17 protein-coding genes and 8 tRNA genes are annotated in these 20,914 nt (G+C 60.9%); 21 read left to right on the top strand and 4 right to left on the bottom strand.

The window, feature by feature from the left end:
- Positions 1-65: 65 nt before the first annotated feature.
- Together G7048_RS28740 and G7048_RS02135 are read right to left on the bottom strand one after the other, a co-directional pair.
- Positions 66-950: a glycine zipper 2TM domain-containing protein gene (locus G7048_RS28740; RefSeq protein WP_205750324.1), complete on the bottom strand. Its 885-nt coding sequence runs from the start codon at positions 948-950 to the stop codon at positions 66-68.
- 132 nt (positions 951-1,082) lie between these two features.
- Complete coding sequence (locus tag G7048_RS02135; RefSeq protein ID WP_166066576.1) at positions 1,083-1,457, bottom strand: arsenate reductase; 375 nt, start codon at positions 1,455-1,457, stop codon at positions 1,083-1,085.
- A gap of 47 nt (positions 1,458-1,504) precedes the next feature.
- Between G7048_RS02135 and folC the strand changes: the two genes are divergently transcribed.
- The 14 genes from folC (at position 1,505) to G7048_RS02065 (ending at position 9,712) form a co-directional block, all read left to right on the top strand.
- Positions 1,505-2,830, top strand: coding sequence for a bifunctional tetrahydrofolate synthase/dihydrofolate synthase (gene folC, locus G7048_RS02130; RefSeq protein WP_166066575.1), 1,326 nt, complete (start codon positions 1,505-1,507; stop codon positions 2,828-2,830).
- Positions 2,831-2,844: 14 nt separating this feature from the next.
- The gene (locus tag G7048_RS02125; RefSeq protein ID WP_166066574.1) at positions 2,845-3,882 is read left to right on the top strand and encodes an SPOR domain-containing protein; all 1,038 of its coding nucleotides are present in this window, start codon (positions 2,845-2,847) and stop codon (positions 3,880-3,882) included.
- A 27-nt stretch (positions 3,883-3,909) separates the two neighbouring features.
- A complete protein-coding gene (locus G7048_RS02120; RefSeq protein WP_166066573.1) occupies positions 3,910-4,398 on the top strand; it encodes a CvpA family protein in 489 nt (162 codons plus the stop codon).
- Positions 4,399-4,493: 95 nt separating this feature from the next.
- Positions 4,494-5,975: an amidophosphoribosyltransferase gene (gene purF / locus G7048_RS02115; RefSeq protein WP_166066572.1), complete on the top strand. Its 1,482-nt coding sequence runs from the start codon at positions 4,494-4,496 to the stop codon at positions 5,973-5,975.
- A gap of 137 nt (positions 5,976-6,112) precedes the next feature.
- On the top strand, positions 6,113-7,327 hold the full coding sequence (locus tag G7048_RS02110; RefSeq protein WP_166066571.1) for an O-succinylhomoserine sulfhydrylase: 1,215 nt from the start codon (positions 6,113-6,115) through the stop codon (positions 7,325-7,327).
- The gene (gene gltX / locus G7048_RS02105) at positions 7,324-8,733 is read left to right on the top strand and encodes a glutamate--tRNA ligase (RefSeq protein WP_166066570.1); all 1,410 of its coding nucleotides are present in this window, start codon (positions 7,324-7,326) and stop codon (positions 8,731-8,733) included. Before G7048_RS02110 ends, gltX begins: the two co-directional genes overlap by 4 nt.
- 75 nt (positions 8,734-8,808) lie before the next feature.
- Positions 8,809-8,884, top strand: a tRNA-Ala gene (locus tag G7048_RS02100).
- A gap of 16 nt (positions 8,885-8,900) precedes the next feature.
- A tRNA-Glu gene (locus tag G7048_RS02095) sits at positions 8,901-8,976 on the top strand.
- Positions 8,977-9,023: 47 nt separating this feature from the next.
- A tRNA-Asp gene (locus tag G7048_RS02090) sits at positions 9,024-9,100 on the top strand.
- Between the two features lie 26 nt (positions 9,101-9,126).
- A tRNA-Glu gene (locus G7048_RS02085) sits at positions 9,127-9,202 on the top strand.
- Positions 9,203-9,250: 48 nt separating this feature from the next.
- Positions 9,251-9,327, top strand: a tRNA-Asp gene (locus G7048_RS02080).
- 93 nt (positions 9,328-9,420) lie between these two features.
- Positions 9,421-9,496 (top strand) — tRNA-Ala (locus tag G7048_RS02075).
- A 16-nt stretch (positions 9,497-9,512) separates the two neighbouring features.
- A tRNA-Glu gene (locus tag G7048_RS02070) sits at positions 9,513-9,588 on the top strand.
- 47 nt (positions 9,589-9,635) lie between these two features.
- Positions 9,636-9,712: transfer RNA gene (locus G7048_RS02065), tRNA-Asp, on the top strand.
- Positions 9,713-10,010: 298 nt separating this feature from the next.
- Here G7048_RS02065 and G7048_RS02060 read toward each other — a convergent pair.
- Positions 10,011-10,769 carry a 3-hydroxyacyl-CoA dehydrogenase gene (locus G7048_RS02060; RefSeq protein ID WP_166066569.1) on the bottom strand — a complete coding sequence of 253 codons (759 nt, stop codon included), beginning with the start codon at positions 10,767-10,769 and terminating at the stop codon, positions 10,011-10,013.
- A gap of 334 nt (positions 10,770-11,103) precedes the next feature.
- Positions 11,104-11,670 carry a phasin family protein gene (phaP, locus tag G7048_RS02055; RefSeq protein WP_166066568.1) on the bottom strand — a complete coding sequence of 189 codons (567 nt, stop codon included), beginning with the start codon at positions 11,668-11,670 and terminating at the stop codon, positions 11,104-11,106.
- 241 nt (positions 11,671-11,911) lie between these two features.
- On the opposite strand from phaP, the gene G7048_RS02050 reads away from it, so the two are divergent.
- The 7 genes from G7048_RS02050 (at position 11,912) to G7048_RS02020 (ending at position 20,861) form a co-directional block, all read left to right on the top strand.
- Complete coding sequence (locus G7048_RS02050; protein WP_166066567.1) at positions 11,912-12,385, top strand: thioesterase family protein; 474 nt, start codon at positions 11,912-11,914, stop codon at positions 12,383-12,385.
- A gap of 238 nt (positions 12,386-12,623) precedes the next feature.
- A complete protein-coding gene (gene pncB / locus G7048_RS02045; protein WP_166066566.1) occupies positions 12,624-13,847 on the top strand; it encodes a nicotinate phosphoribosyltransferase in 1,224 nt (407 codons plus the stop codon).
- Positions 13,848-13,970: 123 nt separating this feature from the next.
- Positions 13,971-15,341 (top strand): sodium:proton antiporter, encoded by a 1,371-nt coding sequence (locus G7048_RS02040; protein ID WP_240933131.1) that lies wholly within the window; start codon positions 13,971-13,973, stop codon positions 15,339-15,341.
- Between the two features lie 61 nt (positions 15,342-15,402).
- Positions 15,403-16,383 carry a D-glycerate dehydrogenase gene (locus tag G7048_RS02035; protein WP_166066565.1) on the top strand — a complete coding sequence of 327 codons (981 nt, stop codon included), beginning with the start codon at positions 15,403-15,405 and terminating at the stop codon, positions 16,381-16,383.
- A 30-nt stretch (positions 16,384-16,413) separates the two neighbouring features.
- The gene (locus G7048_RS02030; RefSeq protein ID WP_166066564.1) at positions 16,414-17,829 is read left to right on the top strand and encodes a DNA recombination protein RmuC; all 1,416 of its coding nucleotides are present in this window, start codon (positions 16,414-16,416) and stop codon (positions 17,827-17,829) included.
- Position 17,830: 1 nt separating this feature from the next.
- Positions 17,831-19,015 (top strand): MFS transporter, encoded by a 1,185-nt coding sequence (locus G7048_RS02025; RefSeq protein WP_166066563.1) that lies wholly within the window; start codon positions 17,831-17,833, stop codon positions 19,013-19,015.
- A gap of 136 nt (positions 19,016-19,151) precedes the next feature.
- Complete coding sequence (locus G7048_RS02020) at positions 19,152-20,861, top strand: methyl-accepting chemotaxis protein (RefSeq protein WP_240933130.1); 1,710 nt, start codon at positions 19,152-19,154, stop codon at positions 20,859-20,861.
- The last annotated feature ends 53 nt before the right edge of the window (positions 20,862-20,914 follow it).

Raw genomic sequence — 20,914 nt, 5'->3', positions numbered from 1 at the left:
AACCCATGAAAAAGGAGCCACGAGGGCTCCTTTTTGCTGATTGGACGGGCCGGAAATCACCGTCATCACTGACGATAGGCTTCGCCGCGCGAGTTGCGGTACTCGAGGTCGTTGTCCGTCACGGGTGCGGTGTAGGTGCCCGTGGGGCTGGAGACCACTACGCCAGCCTGGGGCGCGCTATAACCTTGGTACTGGTTGTTCTGATAGCCGCGACTGTCGTAGCCGTAGCTTTGGGCGTCGTCGTACCGGTTGTCGCTGTAGTAGCCGCTCTGTGGCTGCTGGTACTGCACCTGCGGCGGCTGATACGGCTGCTGGTATTGCTGCTGCTGATACGGCTGCTGGTATTGCTGCTGCTGATACGGCTGCTGGTATTGCTGCTGCTGATACTGCTGCGGGTATGGCTGCTGATATTGGCTGTACGGCTGCTCGTAGGGGCGTCCGTACTGGTCATACCCGCCATTGCTGCCGTAGCCGCCCTGGCCTGTCGGCTGCACCGAGAGCGGAATCCACGCACCGGGGTTGTAATCGGTGCGGGTGGTGTAACGGCGGCCTGCGTACTCGTAGGTCACGTCGTAGCCCACGGTGCGGGTTTCGTAGGAGGTCTGCGTGCCGCAGCGCTGCACGGGGTAGTAGCCCGGAGGGCCTGCTTCCACGTTGTTGCCGACGATGGAGCCGCCCATCATGCCGATGGCGGTGGCAGCAGCGCGACCCGAGCCGCCGCCGATGGCGCTGCCCGCCAGACCGCCAACGATTGCTCCCAGCAGTGCACCGCCGCCCGAGGGCTGACGACGCGTGTAGACGTAGTCGCTGCCGCAGACTTGCTGCGGAATCGCCACTTGCTGGATCACCGGGGTGGCGGAGAGCACGCGGCCCTGTTCCTGCTGTGCGAACGCAGGCACGGCAGCGGTTGCCGAGGCGGTGACGAGGGTGAGGGCGATAAACTTGTTCATGAGCGGATACTCCTAACTGAACGCATAACGCGCCAGCCTTGATAAAAGTTTAGGCGCCAAGCGTCAAAAACTGTATGCGGACGCGTAAAGCTACGTAAACCACTGTCCGCACACGGTTTTTGCTCTGTCAGATCACCCGGCGAGCAAATCGTTCCACTTGTCGGCGTCGAATCCCACGGTCACGCGGCCGCTGGCGTTGCCGTCCCACTCGGCCACGGGGCGCTTGATGACCGAGGCGTGTTCCTTCATGACCTCAATGGCTCCGGCGTCGCTGGCGGTCTGTGCCTGCACGTCGGCTTCCAGTTTGCGCCAGGTCGTGCCCTTGGTGTTGAGCAGCTTGTCGCGGCCCACGGCCTTGAGCCACGCGGGCAGGCGCTCGGCGGGCACGCCTTGCTTTTTGAAGTCGTGAAACTGGTAGTCCACACCATGGTCCGTGAGCCAGGTTCGCGCCTTTTTCACGGTGTCGCAATTGGGGATGCCGTAGATGATGATTGTGGGGGTACTCATGGGTGTGATCATCGCTCATGCTGCGGTGCGCGACAATGGAGGGCTGTATGCACCATCTACCTGACACTCTGGACGGCTGGCTGAGCTATTGCGAAAGCCTGCATCCCCGCAACATCGAAATGGGCCTTGAGCGCGTGGGCGAGGTGGCCAAGCGGCTGAACCTGCATTTCGATTGCCCCGTGATCACCGTGGCCGGCACCAACGGCAAGGGCTCCACCTGCGCGATGCTCGAAGCCGTGGCCCTGCAGTCGGGTTACAAGCCGGGCGTGTTCACTTCGCCGCATCTGGTGCATTTCGAGGAGCGCTGCCGCGTGCATGGCGAAATCGTCACTGCGGCCCAGCTTGTCGAGCAGTTTGCCGCCGTCGAACAGGCGCGTGTGCAGGGCGGCGAGCCCATCTCGCTGACCTATTTCGAATTCACGACGCTGGTGATCCTGCGGCTGCTGAGCATCTCCAAGCTCGACGTGGCGATTCTCGAAGTCGGCATGGGTGGCCGCCTCGACGCGACCAACATCATCGACACCGACTGCGCGATCATCACCAGCATCGACCTCGACCACATGGAATTCCTCGGCTCGGACCGCGAAAGCATCGGCCGCGAGAAGGCCGGGATCATGCGTCCCGGCAAGCCTGCCGTGGTGAGCGACCCGATGGCACCGGACAGCGTGATCAACCATGCACGCGAGATCGGTGCCGATCTGTGGCGCTTCGGCATCGACTTCAATTTCACCGGCGACAAGCAGCAATGGGCCTGGGCCGGGCGCGGTCGCCGCTATGCCGGTCTGTCGTATCCCGCATTGCGCGGTGCGAACCAGTTGGTGAATGCCTCGGGCGTGCTGGCGGCTTTCGAGGCGATTCGCGACAAGCTGCCCGTGACGGCGCAGGCTGTTCGCACGGGCCTGGCCATGGTCGAGCTGCCCGGTCGCTTCCAGATCATCCCCGGTCAACCGACCATGGTGCTGGATGTGGCGCACAACCCGCATTCCGTCGCAGCGCTCGCTGCCAATCTGGACGCCATGGGCTACTTCCCCGTCACCCACGCCGTGTTCGGTGCTATGGCGGACAAGGACTTGACGCCGATGCTCAACAAGATCGGTCCGCTGATCGATCGCTGGTATTTCACCGATCTGCCGACGCCGCGTGCGGATACCGCTGCGCATCTGCAACAGAAATGGAACGCCGTGCAGATGGTGGCGGGTGCCAAGCGCGAAGTGAAAACGACGCTGCACGCCAACCCGGAAGCCGCGTTACAAGCCGCAATAGCTGCCGCCGACCCGGCTGATAGAATCGTAGTCTTTGGCTCGTTCTACACAGTGGGCGGTGTGCTCCAGCACGGTACGCCCCGCCTGCAAGCCAAGCATCTGGGTACGTAACGCGTCCATACCACATGGCATTTATCAAGTTTCCTTGGTCCGGTAAAAAAGAAAAAGACGAGGGCGGCAGCAAAGCAGCTACTCGACGCTCGCGCGTCACCGCACAGGCGGAAAGCGTCGAGGTGATGCGCCGCCGCGCGCGCCATCGCCTGATCGGTGCGGGCGTGCTGGTGGTTGCCGGTGTGGCTGCTTTCACGCTGCTGTTCGATACCAAGCCGCGTCCCGTGCCGGTCAATCTGCCGGTGGACGTGCCAGATCGCAATACTGTGGCGCCTCTGGTCGTGCCCGGCGCACCTGGCTCGTCCTCGACGGGTGCAACCAGCGCGCGAAGCGGATCTTCCCTGCCGGATTCGGGTCTCTCGGATGGCGAGGAGATCGTCACATCTCCGTCCCGCAAGCCTGCTTCCAATGTGGCGGCGGTGACCCCGACCGCTCCTGCAACTTCTGCCGCCTCCAGGCCTGCAGCGCAACCGGCGTTCACGGAGCGTTCTGCATCCAAGCCGGAACCCAAGCCCGAGGCGAAACCCGAGCGCAAGCCGGAGCCGAAGCCGGAAGTCAAGCCAGAACCAAAGCCCGAGCCCAAGCGCGAGGTCAAGCCAGAACACAAGCCTGAGCCGAAGGTGGAGCCCAAGCCGGAACAGAAGCCCGAACCCAAGCCAAAGGTCGAGCCGAAACCCGAGCCGAAGCCGGAGCCCAAGCCAGAACCGAAGCCCGAGCCCAAGCCCAAGCAGCGTCCAGACGACGCGGCCCGTGCCCGTGCGTTGCTGGAGGGCAAGGATTCGTCCTCGTCGAACAACTCCGCCGCTGCGGCAGCCAAGGCCGAAGGCCGCTTCATCGTTCAGGTGGGCGCTTTTGCCGATGCCGACAAGGCACAGGAAGTGCGTGGCAAGCTGTCGGGCGCTGGTCTAAAGGCGTTCACCCAGACCGTGGACACCAAGGATGGCAAGCGCACGCGGGTTCGCGTGGGTCCGTTCACGGGGCGTGCCGATGCTGACAAGGCAGCCGCCAAGGTCAAGGGGCTGGGATTGCCGGCTTCCGTGATTCCGCTTTGATGCCAACGAACTGACCGGGAGCTGCGCATGGCTGCGCTGGATTGGTTGTGCATCGTGGTGCTGCTCGCGTCGCTCGTCATTGGCGCGTGGCGTGGACTGGTGTTCGAGTTGCTGTCGCTGGCGAGCTGGATCGTGGCATTCTTTCTGGCGCAATGGTTCGCGGCAGACGCGGCGGCGCTGCTTCCGATGAAAGACTACGACCCGACAATCCAGCACGTGACGGGCTTCGTGCTGGTGTTCGTGGCTGCGATTTTTGCCTGCAGTTTTGTGGCGTGGCTGACCAAGAAATTGATTGACGCCATGGGCCTCAGGCCCGCCGACCGTGCGTTGGGCGGGATTTTTGGTCTGTTGCGCGGTGTGCTCGTTTTGCTGGTGGTTGCGGTGATTGCGGTGTGGACGCCTATGCACGAGGCCGAGTGGTGGAAAAACTCGCAATCCGCCCCCATCTTGGAGCAAATGATTCAGACGATAAAACCCGTACTGCCAGCCGACATGGCGACGCGGCTTCCCGTCTGACGCGAAATAGCGGCGACAATTGCGGTCCCGCAAGTTCTTTTTGAATTTTTGTGAGTGTTCGGCGGATATCCCCCGCCAGAGAATGGAAACCGAATATGTGTGGAATCGTCGGTGTGGTCAGCACGACCCCTGTCAATCAGCTGATTTATGATGCGTTGCTGCTGCTGCAGCATCGCGGGCAAGACGCTGCAGGCATTGTCACGAAGGACGGACGCAAGTTCTTCATGCACAAGGCAAAGGGCATGGTGCGTGACGTTTTCCGTACCCGCAACATGCGCGGACTGCCGGGCTCGGTCGGTCTGGGCCAGGCGCGTTATCCCACCGCCGGCAATGCATCGAGCGAAGAAGAGGCCCAGCCGTTCTACGTGAACGCACCGTTCGGCATCGTCATGGTGCACAACGGCAACCTCACCAACGCCAAGCAACTGCGTGAAGAGCTGGCCAGCACCGATCATCGCCACACCAATACGGAAAGCGACTCGGAAGTGCTGCTGAACGTGCTCGCGCATGAGCTCGATCGCGCAACCGATGGCGCGCCGCTCAAGAGCGAAGACGTGTTCAAGGCCGTGCGCGCCGTGCACAAGCGCCTGAAGGGTTCGTATTCCGTGATCGCGCTGATCGCCGGATACGGCCTGCTGGCTTTCCGCGATCCGTTCGGCATTCGTCCGCTGTGCATGGGCAAGAGCGCCGATGGCACCGTGATGTTCGCCAGCGAATCGGTCGCTCTGGAAGGAACGCTGCACCAGCTCGAACGCGATATCGCGCCGGGTGAAGCCGTGTTCGTGCACGACGACGGTCGCATCGAAGCGCAGCAATGTGCCGAATCGACCATGCTGCATCCTTGCGTGTTCGAGTATGTGTATCTCGCACGTCCCGATTCGGTGATGGATGGCATCTCCGTCTATCAGGCGCGTCTGAACATGGGCGAGACACTGGCCAAGCGCGTGATCTCCACCGTGCCGCCCAGCGAAATCGATGCGATCATCCCGATTCCGGAATCCAGCCGTCCAAGCGCCATGCAACTCGCGCAACTGCTGGGCATTCCCTACCGCGAAGGCTTCGTGAAGAATCGCTACGTGGGTCGCACCTTCATCATGCCGGGCCAGTCCACACGCAAGAAGTCCGTGCGCCAGAAGCTCAACGCGATCAGCAGCGAGTTCAAGGGCCGCCGCGTGCTGTTGGTGGATGACTCCATCGTGCGCGGCACGACCTCCAAGGAAATCGTGCAGATGGCTCGCGACGCGGGTGCCACCAAGGTGTATTTGGCCTCCGCAGCGCCTCCAGTGCGTTACCCCAACGTCTACGGCATCGACATGCCGACCAAGACCGAACTCGTGGCGCACGACCGCACGGTCGAAGAGATCCGCCAGGTCATCGGTGCCGATGCGCTGATCTATCAGGACGTCGATGCGATGAAGTTGGCTGTCGGCAAGATCAACCCGAAGGTGCAGGGCTTCGAAGCATCGTGCTTCGATGGCGAGTACATCACCGGGGACATCTCCGAAGGCGACATCAGCGCGATCAACGCGGGCCGCAACGAGAAGCAGGAAGACGACGAAGACGCGACGCTCGCCTGATTCTTTCGTTGTCCATTCAACCGGGCGGCCGCAACCTCGCCGCCCGTTGGAAATTTCAAGCGCATCCACTTCTCCCTCGGGTGCGCTGCCGTCAATGACGGGCATTGGCGGTCCTGAGAAACAAGCAAGGATTTATCGTGACCGACAGAACATTGCCGCAAGGCCTGCATCCGGATACGCTCGCCGTGCGCGAAGCGATCGATCGCAGCCAGTGGGGTGAACACAGTGAAGCGCTGTACCTGACTAGCAGCTTCGTGCAGCCAGACGCCGAAACGGCCGCGCGCCGCTTTGCTGCGCAGGAAGACGGCTACACCTACAGCCGCACCAGCAACCCCACAGTCACCAGCTTCGAGAAACGCCTCGCGGCCATGGAAGGCACGGAATGTTCCGTGGCCACCAGCACCGGCATGTCGGCGATTTTGCTGGTCGCGCTGACGGCACTGAAGACGGACGATCACGTGATCTGCTCGCAATCCATGTTCGGCTCGACCATCAAGCTGCTGGGCACCGAGATGGCGCGCTTCGGCGTGGAAACCACGTTTGTCTCGCAGACCGATGTGCAGGCCTGGAAGGACGCCATTCGTCCGAACACCAAGATGCTGTTCGCCGAGACGCCCACCAACCCGCTGACCGATTTGTGCGACATCGCCGCACTGGCCGAACTGGCGCACGCCAACGGCGCGCTGCTCGCGGTCGACAACAGCTTTGCCTCGCCCGTGCTGCAGCAGCCCGCCAAGTTCGGCGCGGATCTGGTCGTGCACTCGGGCACCAAGTTCCTGGATGGACAGGGCCGCACCATGGGCGGAGCCGTCTGCGGCAGCATCGCGCTGGTCGACAAGGTCATGGGCACCTTCCTGCGCAGTGGTGGTCTGAACATGGCACCGTTCAATGCGTGGGTGATGCTCAAGGGCCTCGAAACCCTGTCGATCCGCGTGAAGGCGGAAAGCGCCGCGGCACTTGAATTGGCGACCTGGCTGGAAGCACATCCCAAGGTGGCCCGCGTGTACTACCCCGGTCTCCAAAGCCATCCGCAGCACGACCTCGCCATGCGCCAGCAAAGCGGCTTGGGCGGAGCGGTGATCGCGTTCGATGTGATCGGCAACGGTGCCGACGAGCTGCGCGCCAACGCCTTCCACGTCGTGGACAGCACCCGCGTGTGCAGCATCACCGCCAATCTGGGCGACGTGAAGACCACCATCACCCATCCTGCCAGCACCTCGCATGGTCGGCTGACCGAAGAGCAGCGTCAGGCTGCCGGCGTGGGGCAGGGCCTCATTCGCGTTTCCGTGGGCTTGGAATACCTTGACGATATCAAGGCCGACCTCTCACGCGGTTTGGATACATTGAAATGACACAAGAAAAAGTACGCACCCGTTTTGCCCCGTCACCCACGGGCTTCATCCACCTTGGCAACATCCGCTCGGCCCTGTACCCATGGGCTTTTGCGCGTGCCAACAAGGGTGACTTCATTCTGCGCATCGAAGACACCGACGTGGAGCGTTCCACGCAGGCATCCGTCGATGTGATCATCGAAGGCATGGAATGGCTGCAGCTCGACCATGACGAAGGTCCGTTCTACCAGATGCAGCGCATGGACCGCTACAAGGAAGTGCTCGCTGGCCTGATCGCCAAGGGCGCGGTCTATCCTTGCTATATGAGCATGGAAGAACTGGATGCTCTGCGCGAAAAGCAGATGGCCGCCAAGGAAAAGCCACGCTACGACGGTACATGGCGTCCCGAACCCGGCAAGGTGCTGCCTGCCATCCCCGAAGGCGTGAAGCCTGTGCTGCGCTTCAAGACTCCGCTGACCGGCGTGGTCGGCTGGGACGACAAGTGCAAGGGTCACATCGAATTCCAGAACTCCGAGCTGGATGATCTGGTGATCGCACGTCCCGACGGCACGCCCACATACAACTTCTGCGTGTGCGTGGACGACATGGACATGGACATCACCCACGTCATTCGTGGCGATGATCACGTCAACAACACACCGCGCCAGATCCACATCTTCGAAGCGCTGGGTGCCAAGGTGCCGGTGTTTGCCCACTTGCCGACCGTGCTCAACGAGCTGGGCGAGAAGATGAGCAAGCGCAACGGTGCCAAGGCCGTCACGCAATACCGCGACGAAGGCTATCTGCCCGATGCGATGGTGAACTATCTGGCGCGTCTGGGCTGGAGCCACGGCGACGACGAAATCTTCTCGCGTTCGCAGTTCCTCGAGTGGTTCAATCTGGATCACCTGGGTCGCAGCGCCGGTCAGTTCGACGAAGCCAAGCTGCGCTGGGTGAATGCCCAGCACCTGAAGGTCATGGACGACAGCGAACTGGCTGCGATGACCAAGCCCTTCCTGATCAAGGCAGGCGTGACCGAGCAACTGATCGATGCGGATGACCGTTTCGTGCGCATCGTCGGCCTGTTCAAAGATCGCTGCGAAACGCTGGTGGACCTCGCCAACTGGGCTAAACTCTTCTATGTCGACAGCATCGAGCGCAACGCGGAAGACTATGCCAAGCATGTCACCGATGCTGCCAAACCTTTGCTCGCTGCATTCGCAGCGGTTGTCGAACAGGTCGAGTGGAACAAGGAAGCCATCGGCGCTGCCATCAAGCAGTTGCTCAAAGAGCAGGGCGTGAAGATGCCCGCGCTGGCGATGCCGGTCCGGGTGCTGGTGCTGGGTACAGCGCACACACCATCGGTGGATGCGGTCCTTGAGTTACTGGGGCGTGAAAAAGTTTTGAAGAATTTGAAAAGCGCCTAAAAACCTGTATATAATTCAAAGCTCAGCAGATGACGACGGTTACACAAGTAAACGACGTGATCAGCAGGGAAATTTGGGGGTATAGCTCAGCTGGGAGAGCGCTTGCATGGCATGCAAGAGGTCATCGGTTCGATCCCGTTTACCTCCACCAATTTTTTCTAGGTTATGACCCTATCGTCTAGAGGCCTAGGACATCACCCTTTCACGGTGAGTACCGGGGTTCGAATCCCCGTAGGGTCGCCAAGTTTGAAGCACTTGAGATTCGTAAGAATCGACAACGCTTTCTACCAGGAGTGGTAGTTCAGTTGGTTAGAATACCGGCCTGTCACGCCGGGGGTCGCGGGTTCGAGTCCCGTCCACTCCGCCATAGTTTTCGGTTAGTTCCAAGGTTTTGACCCTATCGTCTAGAGGCCTAGGACATCACCCTTTCACGGTGAGTACCGGGGTTCGAATCCCCGTAGGGTCGCCAAGTTTGAAGCACTTGATGCTATATAATAGCTAGCAAAGCTTCCTGCCAGGAGTGGTAGTTCAGTTGGTTAGAATACCGGCCTGTCACGCCGGGGGTCGCGGGTTCGAGTCCCGTCCACTCCGCCAGATATTTTGAAGTTGACCAGTAACGGGTCGTCCCAACCAGGTGGCCCGTTTTCTATTTGTGAGCACCAGCCACAAGTGGGAGTCAATTTCTACGGGGGTATAGCTCAGCTGGGAGAGCGCTTGCATGGCATGCAAGAGGTCATCGGTTCGATCCCGTTTACCTCCACCAATTTTTTCTAGGTTATGACCCTATCGTCTAGAGGCCTAGGACATCACCCTTTCACGGTGAGTACCGGGGTTCGAATCCCCGTAGGGTCGCCAAGTTTGAGGCACTTGGAGTTCGTCAGAACTCGCAACGTCTTCTACCAGGAGTGGTAGTTCAGTTGGTTAGAATACCGGCCTGTCACGCCGGGGGTCGCGGGTTCGAGTCCCGTCCACTCCGCCAAATCGAAAGCGATGCAAGTTTAGGCTTGCATCGCTTTTTTTTGCTTTTTTGTTTTTCCGAGGCCTTTGGCCTCGATTGGCTAATCGTTTTGGGGCGGCAATACAGCCCCTCATGCGTTGTTGCTCGTCCTTGCCGTACGAGAGTACTGTCTGCGGACGAGACGCCTAGCCTGAGGGGCTGTCTTGCCGTTGGGGTGTTTGATCAAGCATCCGTTGGGCTTCATTGTTCTGCTGTCTGGATCGGGTGCAAAAAAGAAAAGGGCCGTGAGGCCCTTTGTTTTTGCGCTATTTTGTCTTGCTTACTTTGGAGCCAGACGGATCGCACCATCCAGACGAATGACTTCGCCGTTGAGCATGTCGTTTTCGAAGATATGGCAGGCCAGCTTCGCGTAGTCTTCCGGTGTGCCGAGACGGCTGGGGAAGGGGACGCCTGCTGCGAGAGCGTCCTGGACTTCCTTGGGCATGCCGAACAGCATCGGGGTGCCGAAGATGCCGGGGGCGATGGTCATGTTGCGGATGCCGTTGCGCGCCAGGTCACGGGCGATGGGCAGGGTCATGCCGACGATGCCGCCCTTGGAGGCGGCGTAGGCGGCCTGGCCGATCTGGCCGTCGTAGGCTGCGACGCTGGCGGTCGAGATCATCACGCCGCGTTCGCCGGTGGATTCGGGATCGTTCTTGGTCATGGCTTCGGCGGCCAGGCGGATCATGTTGAAGCTGCCGATCAAGTTGACTTGCACGACTTTGCTGAACAAAGTCAGCGAATGCGCGCCGTTCTTGCCGACGGTCTTTTCTGCGGGAGCAATGCCGGCGCAGTTCACCAGGCCCATCAGCTTGCCTGCGGAAACGGCCTTGGCGACGACGGCCTGGCCGTCAGCTTCGCTGGTCACATCGCACTTGACGAAGCTGCCGTTGATTTCCTTGGCGACCGCTTCGCCTTTTTCGACCTGCATGTCGGCGATGACGACATGAGCGCCACGACTCGCCAGTGCGCGGGCGGTGCCTTCGCCGAGGCCCGATGCGCCGCCGGTCACGATGAATACTTTGCCTTTGATGTCCAAGATGGTCTCCTGAGGGTTTGTTGGTTGATGACGTTTACGTAAACGTCAATTATGCGGCATGCGATCAGGATCCTAGTGTCTATGGGATGACTGTTTCGGAAAAGAGTGGTGGTGCCACCCATTCCGGGTGGGGAGGGTAGCGGCGGCTGTCGTTGTACGGACGAAAAAAAGCCCAGTCGGTAAGGACTGGGCTATTAAGGGATCCTAGAAACCGGGTTTCAAGAGGATCCAAGGAGACAACTGGTGGATTCAAATCGTTTCGTGTGAAGCGTTTTGAATCGATACGGAAATTGTAGGGGTTAACCCTTTGTCTATCAATTCCCGTTGTCATTAATTAACGCTTGCGAGCAGCAGCGGTAGCTGTGGCAGTAGCGGTCTTGGCAGCGTTGGTAGCCGAGTTGGCCACTGCGTTGAAGTTGGCTTCAGCCACGTCGCTGGCTTGCTTCACAGCCTTTTGAACGGATTCAAAAGCGTTGTTGGCGGCGCTCACGGCGCTCTTGAACACGGCGACGGAAGTTTCGGAACCGGCAGGTGCGTTCTTGGCAGCAGTGTCGACCAGCGTGTTGAAGCTGCGTTGTGCTTCGACGGCTTGGGTTTCGACAGCCTTGGTGAACTCGGTGCCAGTGCCCGAAGCGATGTCGTACAGGTGACGGCTGTAAGCAACCGACTTTTCAGCCAGGGGCTGCAGCAGACCAGCTTGCAGAGCCAGCAGCTCTTGTGGGTCCTTGGCGGCCAGCACGGCTTGAGTGTGCGTAGCGACATCTGCCAGAGCAGCGCGGGAAGCAGTCACGTTCAGTTCGACCAGCTTTTCGAAGCCTTCGAAAGCCTTGTTGGTCAGGCCGAAGAAAGTTTCAACGTTGGTTTTTTGAGCGGCGATCACTTGTTCGGGGGTCAGGGACATGGTCATTCTCCAATAAGGGGTTGAGATGAGATATCTGCTCTGACGTGACCTGATTCGCTTGTCATGTTGCAGTGCAGCATGGATCGAATTTTAGGGGCCTTTGCATAAATTGCAAGTGCTTTTGTTGCATCGCAACATTTTTAGAGGTACCACCCAAAAAAACATCTGTCGCACACAACACAGCGAGTTCATCAGCTCACGCGATTGCCTTGGCAAAATAAGCGTTCAATATGAAGTGACCATGACAGAGACAAATACATCCTCCCATTCCGCTGCTCCCGCCGTCAGGCCCGCCCCTCTGGAGCGCTCGCAATTCCGTGTGTTTCGCACCATCGGGACCCGCTGGTCCGACAACGACGTATATGGGCATGTCAATAATGTTGTCTATTACAGTTGGTTCGATACAGCGGTGAACGGCTATTTGATTGAGCAAGGCGCTCTTGATATTCATGACGGCAGTACGATTGGGTTGGTAATTGAAACTCAATGTAATTACTTTGCCTCTTTGGCTTTTCCGCAAACGGTTGAAGCGGGTTTGCGGGTAACCAAACTCGGAACGTCGAGCGTGCGTTACGAGATCGGGCTGTTTGCCGAAGGCGAGCCCATGACGGCGGCACTGGGGCATTTCGTGCACGTCTATGTCGATCGCGAAAGGCGCCGCCCGTGCGCCTTGCCCGACAAGCTGCGCAGCGTTCTCGAAACGCTCAGGGTCTGATCGCCAAATCCAAAGGCTGAAGCTCGCACTGGCTGCGGCTTTGCGGCCCGTTTGCCTGCGCGGGGCGGCGGTTGGTGCCACAATGGCAAACGCACTCTCGCAAAGAGAGACAACCATGCGCTTTGCTGGGTCAGGGAAGCTCTGCGCGAATCGATCGACAAGCCGCCTCTGTCAGGTGTCGATGGGATTCGCGAAGAGGTTTCCCCTGCCGGGGAGGCCTCGGAGACCCTCAAGCCTCATGATCATCACCAGCCTGCTCGACACCGACCTCTACAAATTCACGATGATGCAGGTGGTGTTGCACCACTTTCCGGGCGCACAGGTCGAATACAAGTTCAAGTGCCGCAACCCCGGCGTGCAGCTCGCGCCTCTCGTGAGCGAGATTCGCGATGAGATCCGCTCGCTGTGCAGTCTGCATTTTCAGGATGCGGAGCTGGCCTATCTGCGCTCGCTGCGTTTCATCAAGAGCGACTTCATCGACTTTCTGGGCCTTTTTCGGCTCAACGAAAAATACATCACGGTGACTGCGCTGCCGAGCGGCGAGATCGACATCACGATCACCGGCCCGTGGCTGCACACTATCCTGTTCGAGATTCCGGTGCTGGCCATCGTGAACGAGGTGTTCTTTCGCAACAAGCAGAAGGTGCCGAACTTTGCCGAAGGCCGCCGCCGTCTCGACCAGAAGATTGCGCAGTTGCAGGGCGAAGGACTCGAAGAGCTCAAGATTGCGGACTACGGCACGCGCCGCCGTTTCAGCCGCGCCTGGCATGAGGAGGTGCTGCGTGTGCTGTGCGCCAAGCTGGGCGGCGATGAAAAGCGCCCCGGCTCCAGCTACGCGCCCGGTCAGTTGGCGGGCACGAGCAATGTGCTGTTCGCGATGAAGTTGGGCCTGAAGCCGCTGGGCACCATGGCGCATGAATATTTGCAGGCCTGTCAGGCACTGGGTCCACGGTTGCGCGACAGCCAGGTGTTCGGCTTTGAATGCTGGGCCAAGGAATATCGCGGCGATCTGGGCATTGCGCTTTCGGATGTGTATGGCATGAGCGCCTTCCTGCGCGACTTCGATCTGTATTTCTGCAAGCTCTTTGACGGCGCCCGGCACGACAGCGGCGATCCGTTTGCATGGGGCGAGCGGCTGCTTGCGCACTACAAGGCCAATCGCGTCGATCCGCTGACCAAGGTGCTGATCTTCAGCGATGCACTCACGTTCACGCGCACGATCGAGCTGTATCGCCGTTTCAGCGGACGCTGCCAACTGGCCTTCGGCATCGGCACGAATCTCACCAATGATCTGGGCGATCCGCCGGAGCATGTGCCGCTGCAGATCGTGATCAAGATGACGCGCTGCAACGGTCAGCCGGTGGCCAAGCTCTCCGACGCGCCGGGCAAGAACATGTGCAATGACGAAAAGTACTTGGCCTATCTGCGCCAGGTGTTCGAGATTCCTGCCTCGCAGGGCTGAGATGAACGTGAACGTGCGCGGGCTGGATGAGTCGGGCTTCGCGCATCAACGACAAGGAAGGTGATTTTGGAGACAAGAGCGAAGTGGTCGCGCGCGATGGCTGGGGCGATCTGGGCGTTGCCAATGGCCGCCAATGCTGCAGAGATCGACGGCAGCGCGCTGTCCGTGCTGTGGGGCGTGCCGTTCGCGGGCATTCTGCTGTCGATTGCGTTGATGCCGTTGTTTCTGCCGAGCTTCTGGCACCACCATTTCGGCAAGGTGGCTGCGGGTTGGGCGCTGGCGTTTCTCGTTCCATTTGCGATCACCTTCGGCCCGCCGGCTGCGGGCGTGAGTTTCATCCACGCACTGGTGGCCGAATACATTCCGTTCGTGATTCTGCTGACCGCGCTGTTCACGGTGGCGGGTGGCATCTACATTCGCGGCAATCTGCACGGCTCGCCGGGGCTCAACACGGCCATCCTCGCCATCGGCGCGGTGTTGGCCAGCTTCATGGGAACGACCGGCGCATCGATGCTGCTGATCCGCCCGCTGATCCGCGCCAACGACCACCGCAAGCACATGGCGCATGTGGTGGTGTTCTTCATCTTCATCGTGTCGAACGCGGGGGGCTCGCTCACGCCGCTGGGTGATCCGCCGCTGTTCCTCGGCTTTCTGAAGGGTGTGACTTTCTTCTGGACGGTGCAGCACATCTTCACCGAGACGCTGTTCCTCGTCGGCGTGCTGCTGGTCATCTTCTATTTCCTCGACTCCTGGTTCTTTGGCCGCAGCGGTGAAATGCGCCGCGAAGATCCGACGCCCGACAACACCGGCCCACAAGGCATTGGCTTCGAGGGCAAGGGCAACTTCGTGCTGCTCTTGGCGATCGTTGCACTGGTGCTCATGAGCGGCATGTGGAAGTCTGATGTGCAATGGGTCATTGCGGGTGCGCATGTGGGCCTGCCGGGGTTGGTGCGTGACATCGGCCTGATCGTGGTCGCCATCGTCTCGTTGCAGGTCACGCCCAAGCTTGTGCACGAAAAGAACCAGTTCAGTTGGGGCCCCATGCAGGAAGTCGCCAAGCTGTTTGCAGGCATTTTCCTGACCATCATCCCGGTGATTGCCATGCTCAAGGCGGGCGTGAACGGCCCGTTCGGTGCCATCGTCTCGGCGGTGACGCGGCCCGATGGCTCGCCCGACCCGGCGATGTATTTCTGGGCAGCGGGTGCCTTGAGTTCCTTCCTCGACAACGCGCCCACCTATCTGGTGTTCTTCAACACGGCGGGCGGAGATCCGGCCGTGCTGATGACCACGCTCGCACCCACCCTGGCTGCCATCTCCGCCGGTGCCGTCTTCATGGGTGCGAACACGTACATCGGCAATGCGCCGAACATGATGGTCAAGGCCATCGCCGAAGATCGTGGCGTGAAGATGCCGAGCTTTTTCGGCTACATGGCCTGGTCGGGCTGCGTGCTGATTCCGTTGTTCGTCATCATGACGTTAATCTGGTTCCGCTGAGCCGCGTTTTTCATTTCATCATCACTACAAGTCAAAGAGACAAGAAAGGTATCCCCGAGTCATGAGCAAGCCACGCATTCTGGTCGCCCGCCAAATTTTCCCGGAAGTGATCGAGCGACTGTCGCAGCACTTCGAAGTCGAATCCAATCAGGCTGACGTGCTCTGGACGGATGCCGAACTCCTTGAGCGCCTGAAAGACAAGGACGGCGCGCTGACCACCGGCACGCAACCGATCAACGCGGCATTGCTGGCGGCTTGCCCCAAGCTGAAGATCGTCTCCAACATGACGGTGGGCTACAACAACTTCGACGTGGCAGCGATGACGGCGGCAGGCGTGCTCGGCACCAACACGCCCGATGTGCTGACCGAGACCACAGCCGATTTCGGTTTTGCGTTGCTGATGGCCACGGCCCGCCGCGTGACCGAGAGCGAGCACTACCTGCGTGCAGGCAAGTGGACGCGCTGGAGCTACGACATGTTTGCCGGTGCCGAAGTGCATGGCAGCACGCTGGGCATTCTGGGCATGGGCCGCATCGGGCAGGGCATTGCCAAACGCGGCGCGCATGGCTTTGGCATGAACGTGATTTATCACAACCGCTCCAAGCTGACGCCCGAACTCGAAGCCGAATGCAAGGCAAGCTACGTGAGCAAGGATGAGCTGCTCGCGCAGGCCGATCACCTCGTGCTGGTGCTGCCGTACTCGCCTGAATCGCATCACGCGATTGGCGCGGCTGAGTTGGCAAAGATGAAACCCACCGCCACGCTGATCAACATCGCGCGCGGCGGCATCGTCGACGATGCGGCGCTGGCCGAGGCGCTGATCGACAAGCGCATTGCAGGCGCGGGGCTGGATGTGTTCGAGGGCGAACCGTCGGTCTATCCCGGCCTGCTGCAGGTGCCGAATGTGGTGCTCACGCCGCACATTGCCAGCGCGACGGTGAAGACGCGCTTGAAGATGAGCAACCTGGCGGCTGACAATCTGATTGCCTTTTTGGAAGGCCGCGCGCCCATCACGCCGGTGAACCAGCCTGTCGCGCGTTGATCCCTTGCTGCGTTTTGATTCTGGATTTTGATGACCGTTGAAACCATTGCCATCTTCGTTCTGTTGATTCTGGTGATCGTGCTGCTCGTGGTGGTGCTCGTGCGCCGCCCGCGCGTGGAGATCACGCCCGAGTTGCAGCAGCGGCTGCAGGCGCTCGAAGCCATGTCGCAGGCCACACAGCTTGCCGTGGCCAAGAACGACGGTGCGATGAATGGCATGGCGCTGCATCTGCGTGCGTTCTCCGAGACCTCGCAGGATGCGCTTGATGGCGTGCGCGATTCGGTGGAGGAACGGCTGGCCTTGGCCGTGAATGAGGCGCGCATCAGCCGCAGCGAATTGCAGGTGTCGCTGGGCTCGTTCGAGAACAAGCTGGACCAGCGGCTTGCGCTGCTGGATTCGGCTTTCGCGCAGCGCTTTGAGACCCTGTCGGGTGGCATGCGCAGCACGCTCAACGAGCGGCTTGGCGCCATGCAGACCGACAACTCGGCCAAGCTCGAAGAGATGCGCCGCACGGTCGATGAAAAGCTGCACGCGACGCTGGAGCAGCGTCTGGGCGAATCGTTCAAGCTGGTGAGCGAGCGGCTCGAACAGGTGCACAAGGGCCTGGGCGAGATGCAGACGCTCGCGGGCAGTGTGGGCGACTTGAAGCGCGTGATGACCAATGTGAAATCGCGCGGCACCTGGGGCGAGATGCAGCTTGGCGCGATCATCGACAACGTGCTGTCGCCCGATCAATACGCCAAGAACGTGAAGACGATTCCGGGCAGTGATGAACTGGTCGAATTCGCGATTCGCCTGCCGGGCAAGAAGGACGAGGAACCGGTGTGGCTGCCCATCGATTCCAAGTATCCGGTGGAGCATTACCAGCGGCTGCTCGATGCCTCGGATGCGGCGGACCGCATCGCGATGATTGCGGCGGGCAACGCGTTCGAGACCTCGATCCGGCTCGAAGCCAAGAAGATCTTCAGCAAATACGTTGCGCCTCCGTACACCACCGATTTCGCGGTGCTGTATCTGCCGACCGAAGGCCTGTTCGCCGAGGTGATGCGCAGGCCCGGGCTGGTCGAGGCCGTGCAGAACGAATGCCGCGTGATGATCACCGGCCCGGCCAATCTGGCCGCCATGCTCAACAGTCTGCAGATGGGGTTCAAGACACTGGCGATCGAAAAACGCTCGTCCGAGGTCTGGGCCGTGCTGGGGCAGGTGAAGACCGAGTTCCAGAACTTCGGCACCGTGGTCGATGCCACGCGCAAGTCCATCGAAGCGGCTGCGCGCAAGTTCGATCAGGTCGATGTACGCACCCGCGCCATCCAACGCAAGCTGCGTGCGGTGCAGGAGCTGCCTTCGCCGGGTGCGGGTGACGCTGCCGAATCCTTGCCACCACCTTCCGCATCGGGCGATCTGCTGATCGCCGACGATGAGCGCGATGAAGGTGAGGGCGAGTGAGATGAACACTGCCCTCGCGCGCCTGATCGCTGGACAGATCTGCATTCACGCCAGCATGACCGGCATGCGCATGGCCGCGCCACTGCTTGCGCTGCGCGAGGGTTACAGCGCCGTGGCCGTTGGCTTGCTGCTCGCGCTGTTTGCATTGACGCAGGTGTTTCTGGCCTTGCCAGCAGGCCGCTATGCGGATCGCCATGGCCTCAAGCGCCCGGTGAAATATGCGGTGATCGTCGCTGCCATCGGCACGGGCGCGGCAGCGCTGTTTCCCGTTTTTCCGGTGCTGTGTTTTGCGGCGCTCTGCACGGGCGCGGCGACGGGCACGGCCACGATTGCGCTGCAGCGCCATGTGGGGCGTGCGGCGCATGATGCGACGCAGTTGCGTCAGGTGTTCAGTTGGTTGGCGATCGGACCTGCGGTGTCGAACTTCATCGGCCCGTTCTTTGCGGGGCTGCTGATCGATCACGCCGGAAAAACCGAGGGCAGCACCGAGGGTTACCGCGCCGCCTTCGTGATGATGATGGTGATGGCGTTGCTCACATGGCTGTGGGTGCGCCGCACGCAGGAGATGCCTCCCGTGATTGCGGCCGACAACGGCAAGCGCCAGAAGGCCTGGGATCTGCTCAAGGAGCCCAACTTTCGCCGCCTGCTGATTCTCAACTGGCTGCTGTCTTCCTGCTGGGACGTGCACACCTTCGTCGTGCCGCTGCTCGGTCATGAACGCGGCCTGTCGGCCTCGGTGATCGGTACGATTCTGGGCTCGTTCGCCTTGGCTGCCGCCGCAATTCGGGTGCTCATGCCCTTCATCGCGGAGCGCCTGAAGGAGGCCACGGTGCTCTGTACGGCGATGCTGATCACGGCGCTGTTGTTTGCGGTCTATCCGCTGATGCCGACCGCCGTTCTGCTCGGCACCTGCTCGGTGCTGCTGGGGCTGGCGCTGGGCTCGGTGCAGCCGATGATCATGAGCATGCTCCACCAGCTCACGCCGCCCGCGCGACATGGCGAAGCGTTGGGCCTGCGGCTCATGGCGATCAACGGCTCCAGCGTGTTGATGCCGGTGATCTTTGGCTACGCCGGGGCGCTGGTGGGCGTGGCGGGGCTGTTCTGGATCGTGGGTGCGGCGGTAGGCGGCGGCTCGCGCATTGCGTGGCAGATGCGCAGCATGGAATTGCCCGAGCAGCCGCATTGAGTCAGCACGCCGAATCGGCGGCCGATAGGGACTTTGTCGATGGACGACCGGCCCCGCTTGCTTTAGGCTAAAAGTTGCAAGTTGTATATTGACGCTATTCTTGTAAATCCGATCGACTCTCTCTGCACTGCGATCTATGACCCATCTATCCATCAAAAGTCGGCTGTGGCTGCTCGTCATCGGCCTGCTCTCAGTGTTGACCATTGTGTCGGGGGTTCTGTTCCAGCGGCTGTATGTCGCCAATCAGGGCATCTCCAGCGTCTATGAAAATCAGGTGCTGCCGCTGCGGCAGATGTCCGAAGTGGCGTCGGGCTACAACAACGGCGTGCTGATTTCGCTGGACCGCGCCATCGCCAACGCCATCAGCCCGAGTGAAGCGGCCCGGCTGATCGCCGAAGGGCAGGAGCGTGCTAACAAGAGCTGGAATGCGTTCCTGCAGACCAAGCTGTTCGGCAACGAGCAGGACGAGGTCAACAGGATTCAGCCGATGGTCCAGCAGGCCAATCCGGTCATCTCCAAGGTGATCGACCGGCTGCGGGCCGGGCAGGTGCACGAAGCTGCGGCGCTGAAGGAGTCCACGCTCGATCCGCTGATGCTGCCGATTCTCAGGGGGCTGGACAACATCTCCGACATGCAGCTCGTCAACGGCAAGCAGACGTCGGATGACTCCGTAGCCGCCATGGAGGCGGTGATGCGGGCGATTGCGGCCGCGCTGGCGTTGGCGCTCATCGTCTGCATTGCGGCGGCGTTTCTGCTCATCCGCAAGATCACATCCAGCCTCGACCATGCCGTGCAGGTGGCCGAACTGGTGGCCAAGGGCGATCTGTCGGGCCGAATCGACGTGAGCAGCCAGGACGAGGTGGGCCGTTTGCTGCGCGCGCTCAGCACCATGAACGTGAACCTCGCGCAGATCGTGCAGCGCATTCGCGAAGGCAGCGAGTCGGTGATGACGGGCTCGACCCAGATCGCCGCTGGCAGTCAGGACCTGTCGCAACGCACCGAGGAGCAGGCCAGCAATCTGCTGGAAACCGCTGCGTCGATGGAAGAACTGACAGCCACCGTGCGCCAGAACTCGTTCAACGCCACGCAGGCGACCAAGCTCGCCTCGACCGCCTCCGTCACCGCAGCCGATGGCGGCGAGGCCATGCAGCGCGTGAATCAGACCATGAGCAACATCTCCGGCAGCTCGGCCCGGATTGCGGACATCATCGATGTCATCAACTCCATCGCGTTCCAGACCAACATCCTTGCGCTGAACGCCGCCGTGGAAGCGGCCCGTGCGGGCGAGCAGGGCCGTGGCTTTGCCGTGGTGGCGAGCGAGGTGCGTTCATTGGCCGGGCGCAGCGCCGAGGCCGCCAAGGAGATCAACACGCTGATCAGCCAGAGCGTTGCCGATGTGAACGACGGTGCCGAACTGGTGAACGAGGCGACCCAGACCATCAACTCCATCATCACCCAGGTGCGCGACGTGGCGGTGCTGGTGGGCGAGATCAGCTCGGCCAGCAAAGAGCAGAGCGAGGGCATCACGCTGATCAGCGACGCCGTGGCGCAGCTCGATCAGGTGACGCAGCAGAACGCAGCCTTGGTGGAAGAAAGCGCGGCAGCGGCATCAAGCCTGAGCCAACAGGCCAGCGCGCTCACGCAACTGGTGGCCACGTTCAAGCTGGGTTCGGAACACGAGAGAGCGGACGTGGCGCATGTGTCCCGCTCGTCCGCATCGGCACAACGGCTGCAGCCCGCCGCCTACCGATCTGCGAGTCTGCAGCCCAACACGAAACCGAAGCCGGTGCTTGCGCATCAGGCGGGCAGGCAACAGCGGGCGACTGACGACTGGACTTCGTTCTGAGATCGAGCCCATGAACACCAGCGCGCTGTGCATTCGCGCGCCGGTGAATCACA

It is taken from the genome of Diaphorobacter sp. HDW4B (assembly GCF_011305535.1).
In the GTDB taxonomy this organism is placed as follows: domain Bacteria; phylum Pseudomonadota; class Gammaproteobacteria; order Burkholderiales; family Burkholderiaceae_C; genus Diaphorobacter_A.
Note: the sequence above shows the minus strand (reverse complement) of the source record. Positions and strands in the feature narration are given on the sequence as shown.

Coding starts and splice junctions, on each gene's coding strand:
- G7048_RS28740 (WP_205750324.1), bottom strand. CDS start 950: ATGAACAAGTTTATCGCCCTCACCCTCGTCACCGCCTCGGCAACCGCT.
- G7048_RS02135 (WP_166066576.1), bottom strand. CDS start 1,457: ATGAGTACCCCCACAATCATCATCTACGGCATCCCCAATTGCGACACC.
- folC (WP_166066575.1), top strand. CDS start 1,505: ATGCACCATCTACCTGACACTCTGGACGGCTGGCTGAGCTATTGCGAA.
- G7048_RS02125 (WP_166066574.1), top strand. CDS start 2,845: ATGGCATTTATCAAGTTTCCTTGGTCCGGTAAAAAAGAAAAAGACGAG.
- G7048_RS02120 (WP_166066573.1), top strand. CDS start 3,910: ATGGCTGCGCTGGATTGGTTGTGCATCGTGGTGCTGCTCGCGTCGCTC.
- purF (WP_166066572.1), top strand. CDS start 4,494: ATGTGTGGAATCGTCGGTGTGGTCAGCACGACCCCTGTCAATCAGCTG.
- gltX (WP_166066570.1), top strand. CDS start 7,324: ATGACACAAGAAAAAGTACGCACCCGTTTTGCCCCGTCACCCACGGGC.
- phaP (WP_166066568.1), bottom strand. CDS start 11,670: ATGTCCCTGACCCCCGAACAAGTGATCGCCGCTCAAAAAACCAACGTT.
- G7048_RS02050 (WP_166066567.1), top strand. CDS start 11,912: ATGACAGAGACAAATACATCCTCCCATTCCGCTGCTCCCGCCGTCAGG.
- pncB (WP_166066566.1), top strand. CDS start 12,624: ATGATCATCACCAGCCTGCTCGACACCGACCTCTACAAATTCACGATG.
- G7048_RS02040 (WP_240933131.1), top strand. CDS start 13,971: ATGGCCGCCAATGCTGCAGAGATCGACGGCAGCGCGCTGTCCGTGCTG.
- G7048_RS02035 (WP_166066565.1), top strand. CDS start 15,403: ATGAGCAAGCCACGCATTCTGGTCGCCCGCCAAATTTTCCCGGAAGTG.
- G7048_RS02030 (WP_166066564.1), top strand. CDS start 16,414: ATGACCGTTGAAACCATTGCCATCTTCGTTCTGTTGATTCTGGTGATC.
- G7048_RS02025 (WP_166066563.1), top strand. CDS start 17,831: ATGAACACTGCCCTCGCGCGCCTGATCGCTGGACAGATCTGCATTCAC.
- G7048_RS02020 (WP_240933130.1), top strand. CDS start 19,152: ATGACCCATCTATCCATCAAAAGTCGGCTGTGGCTGCTCGTCATCGGC.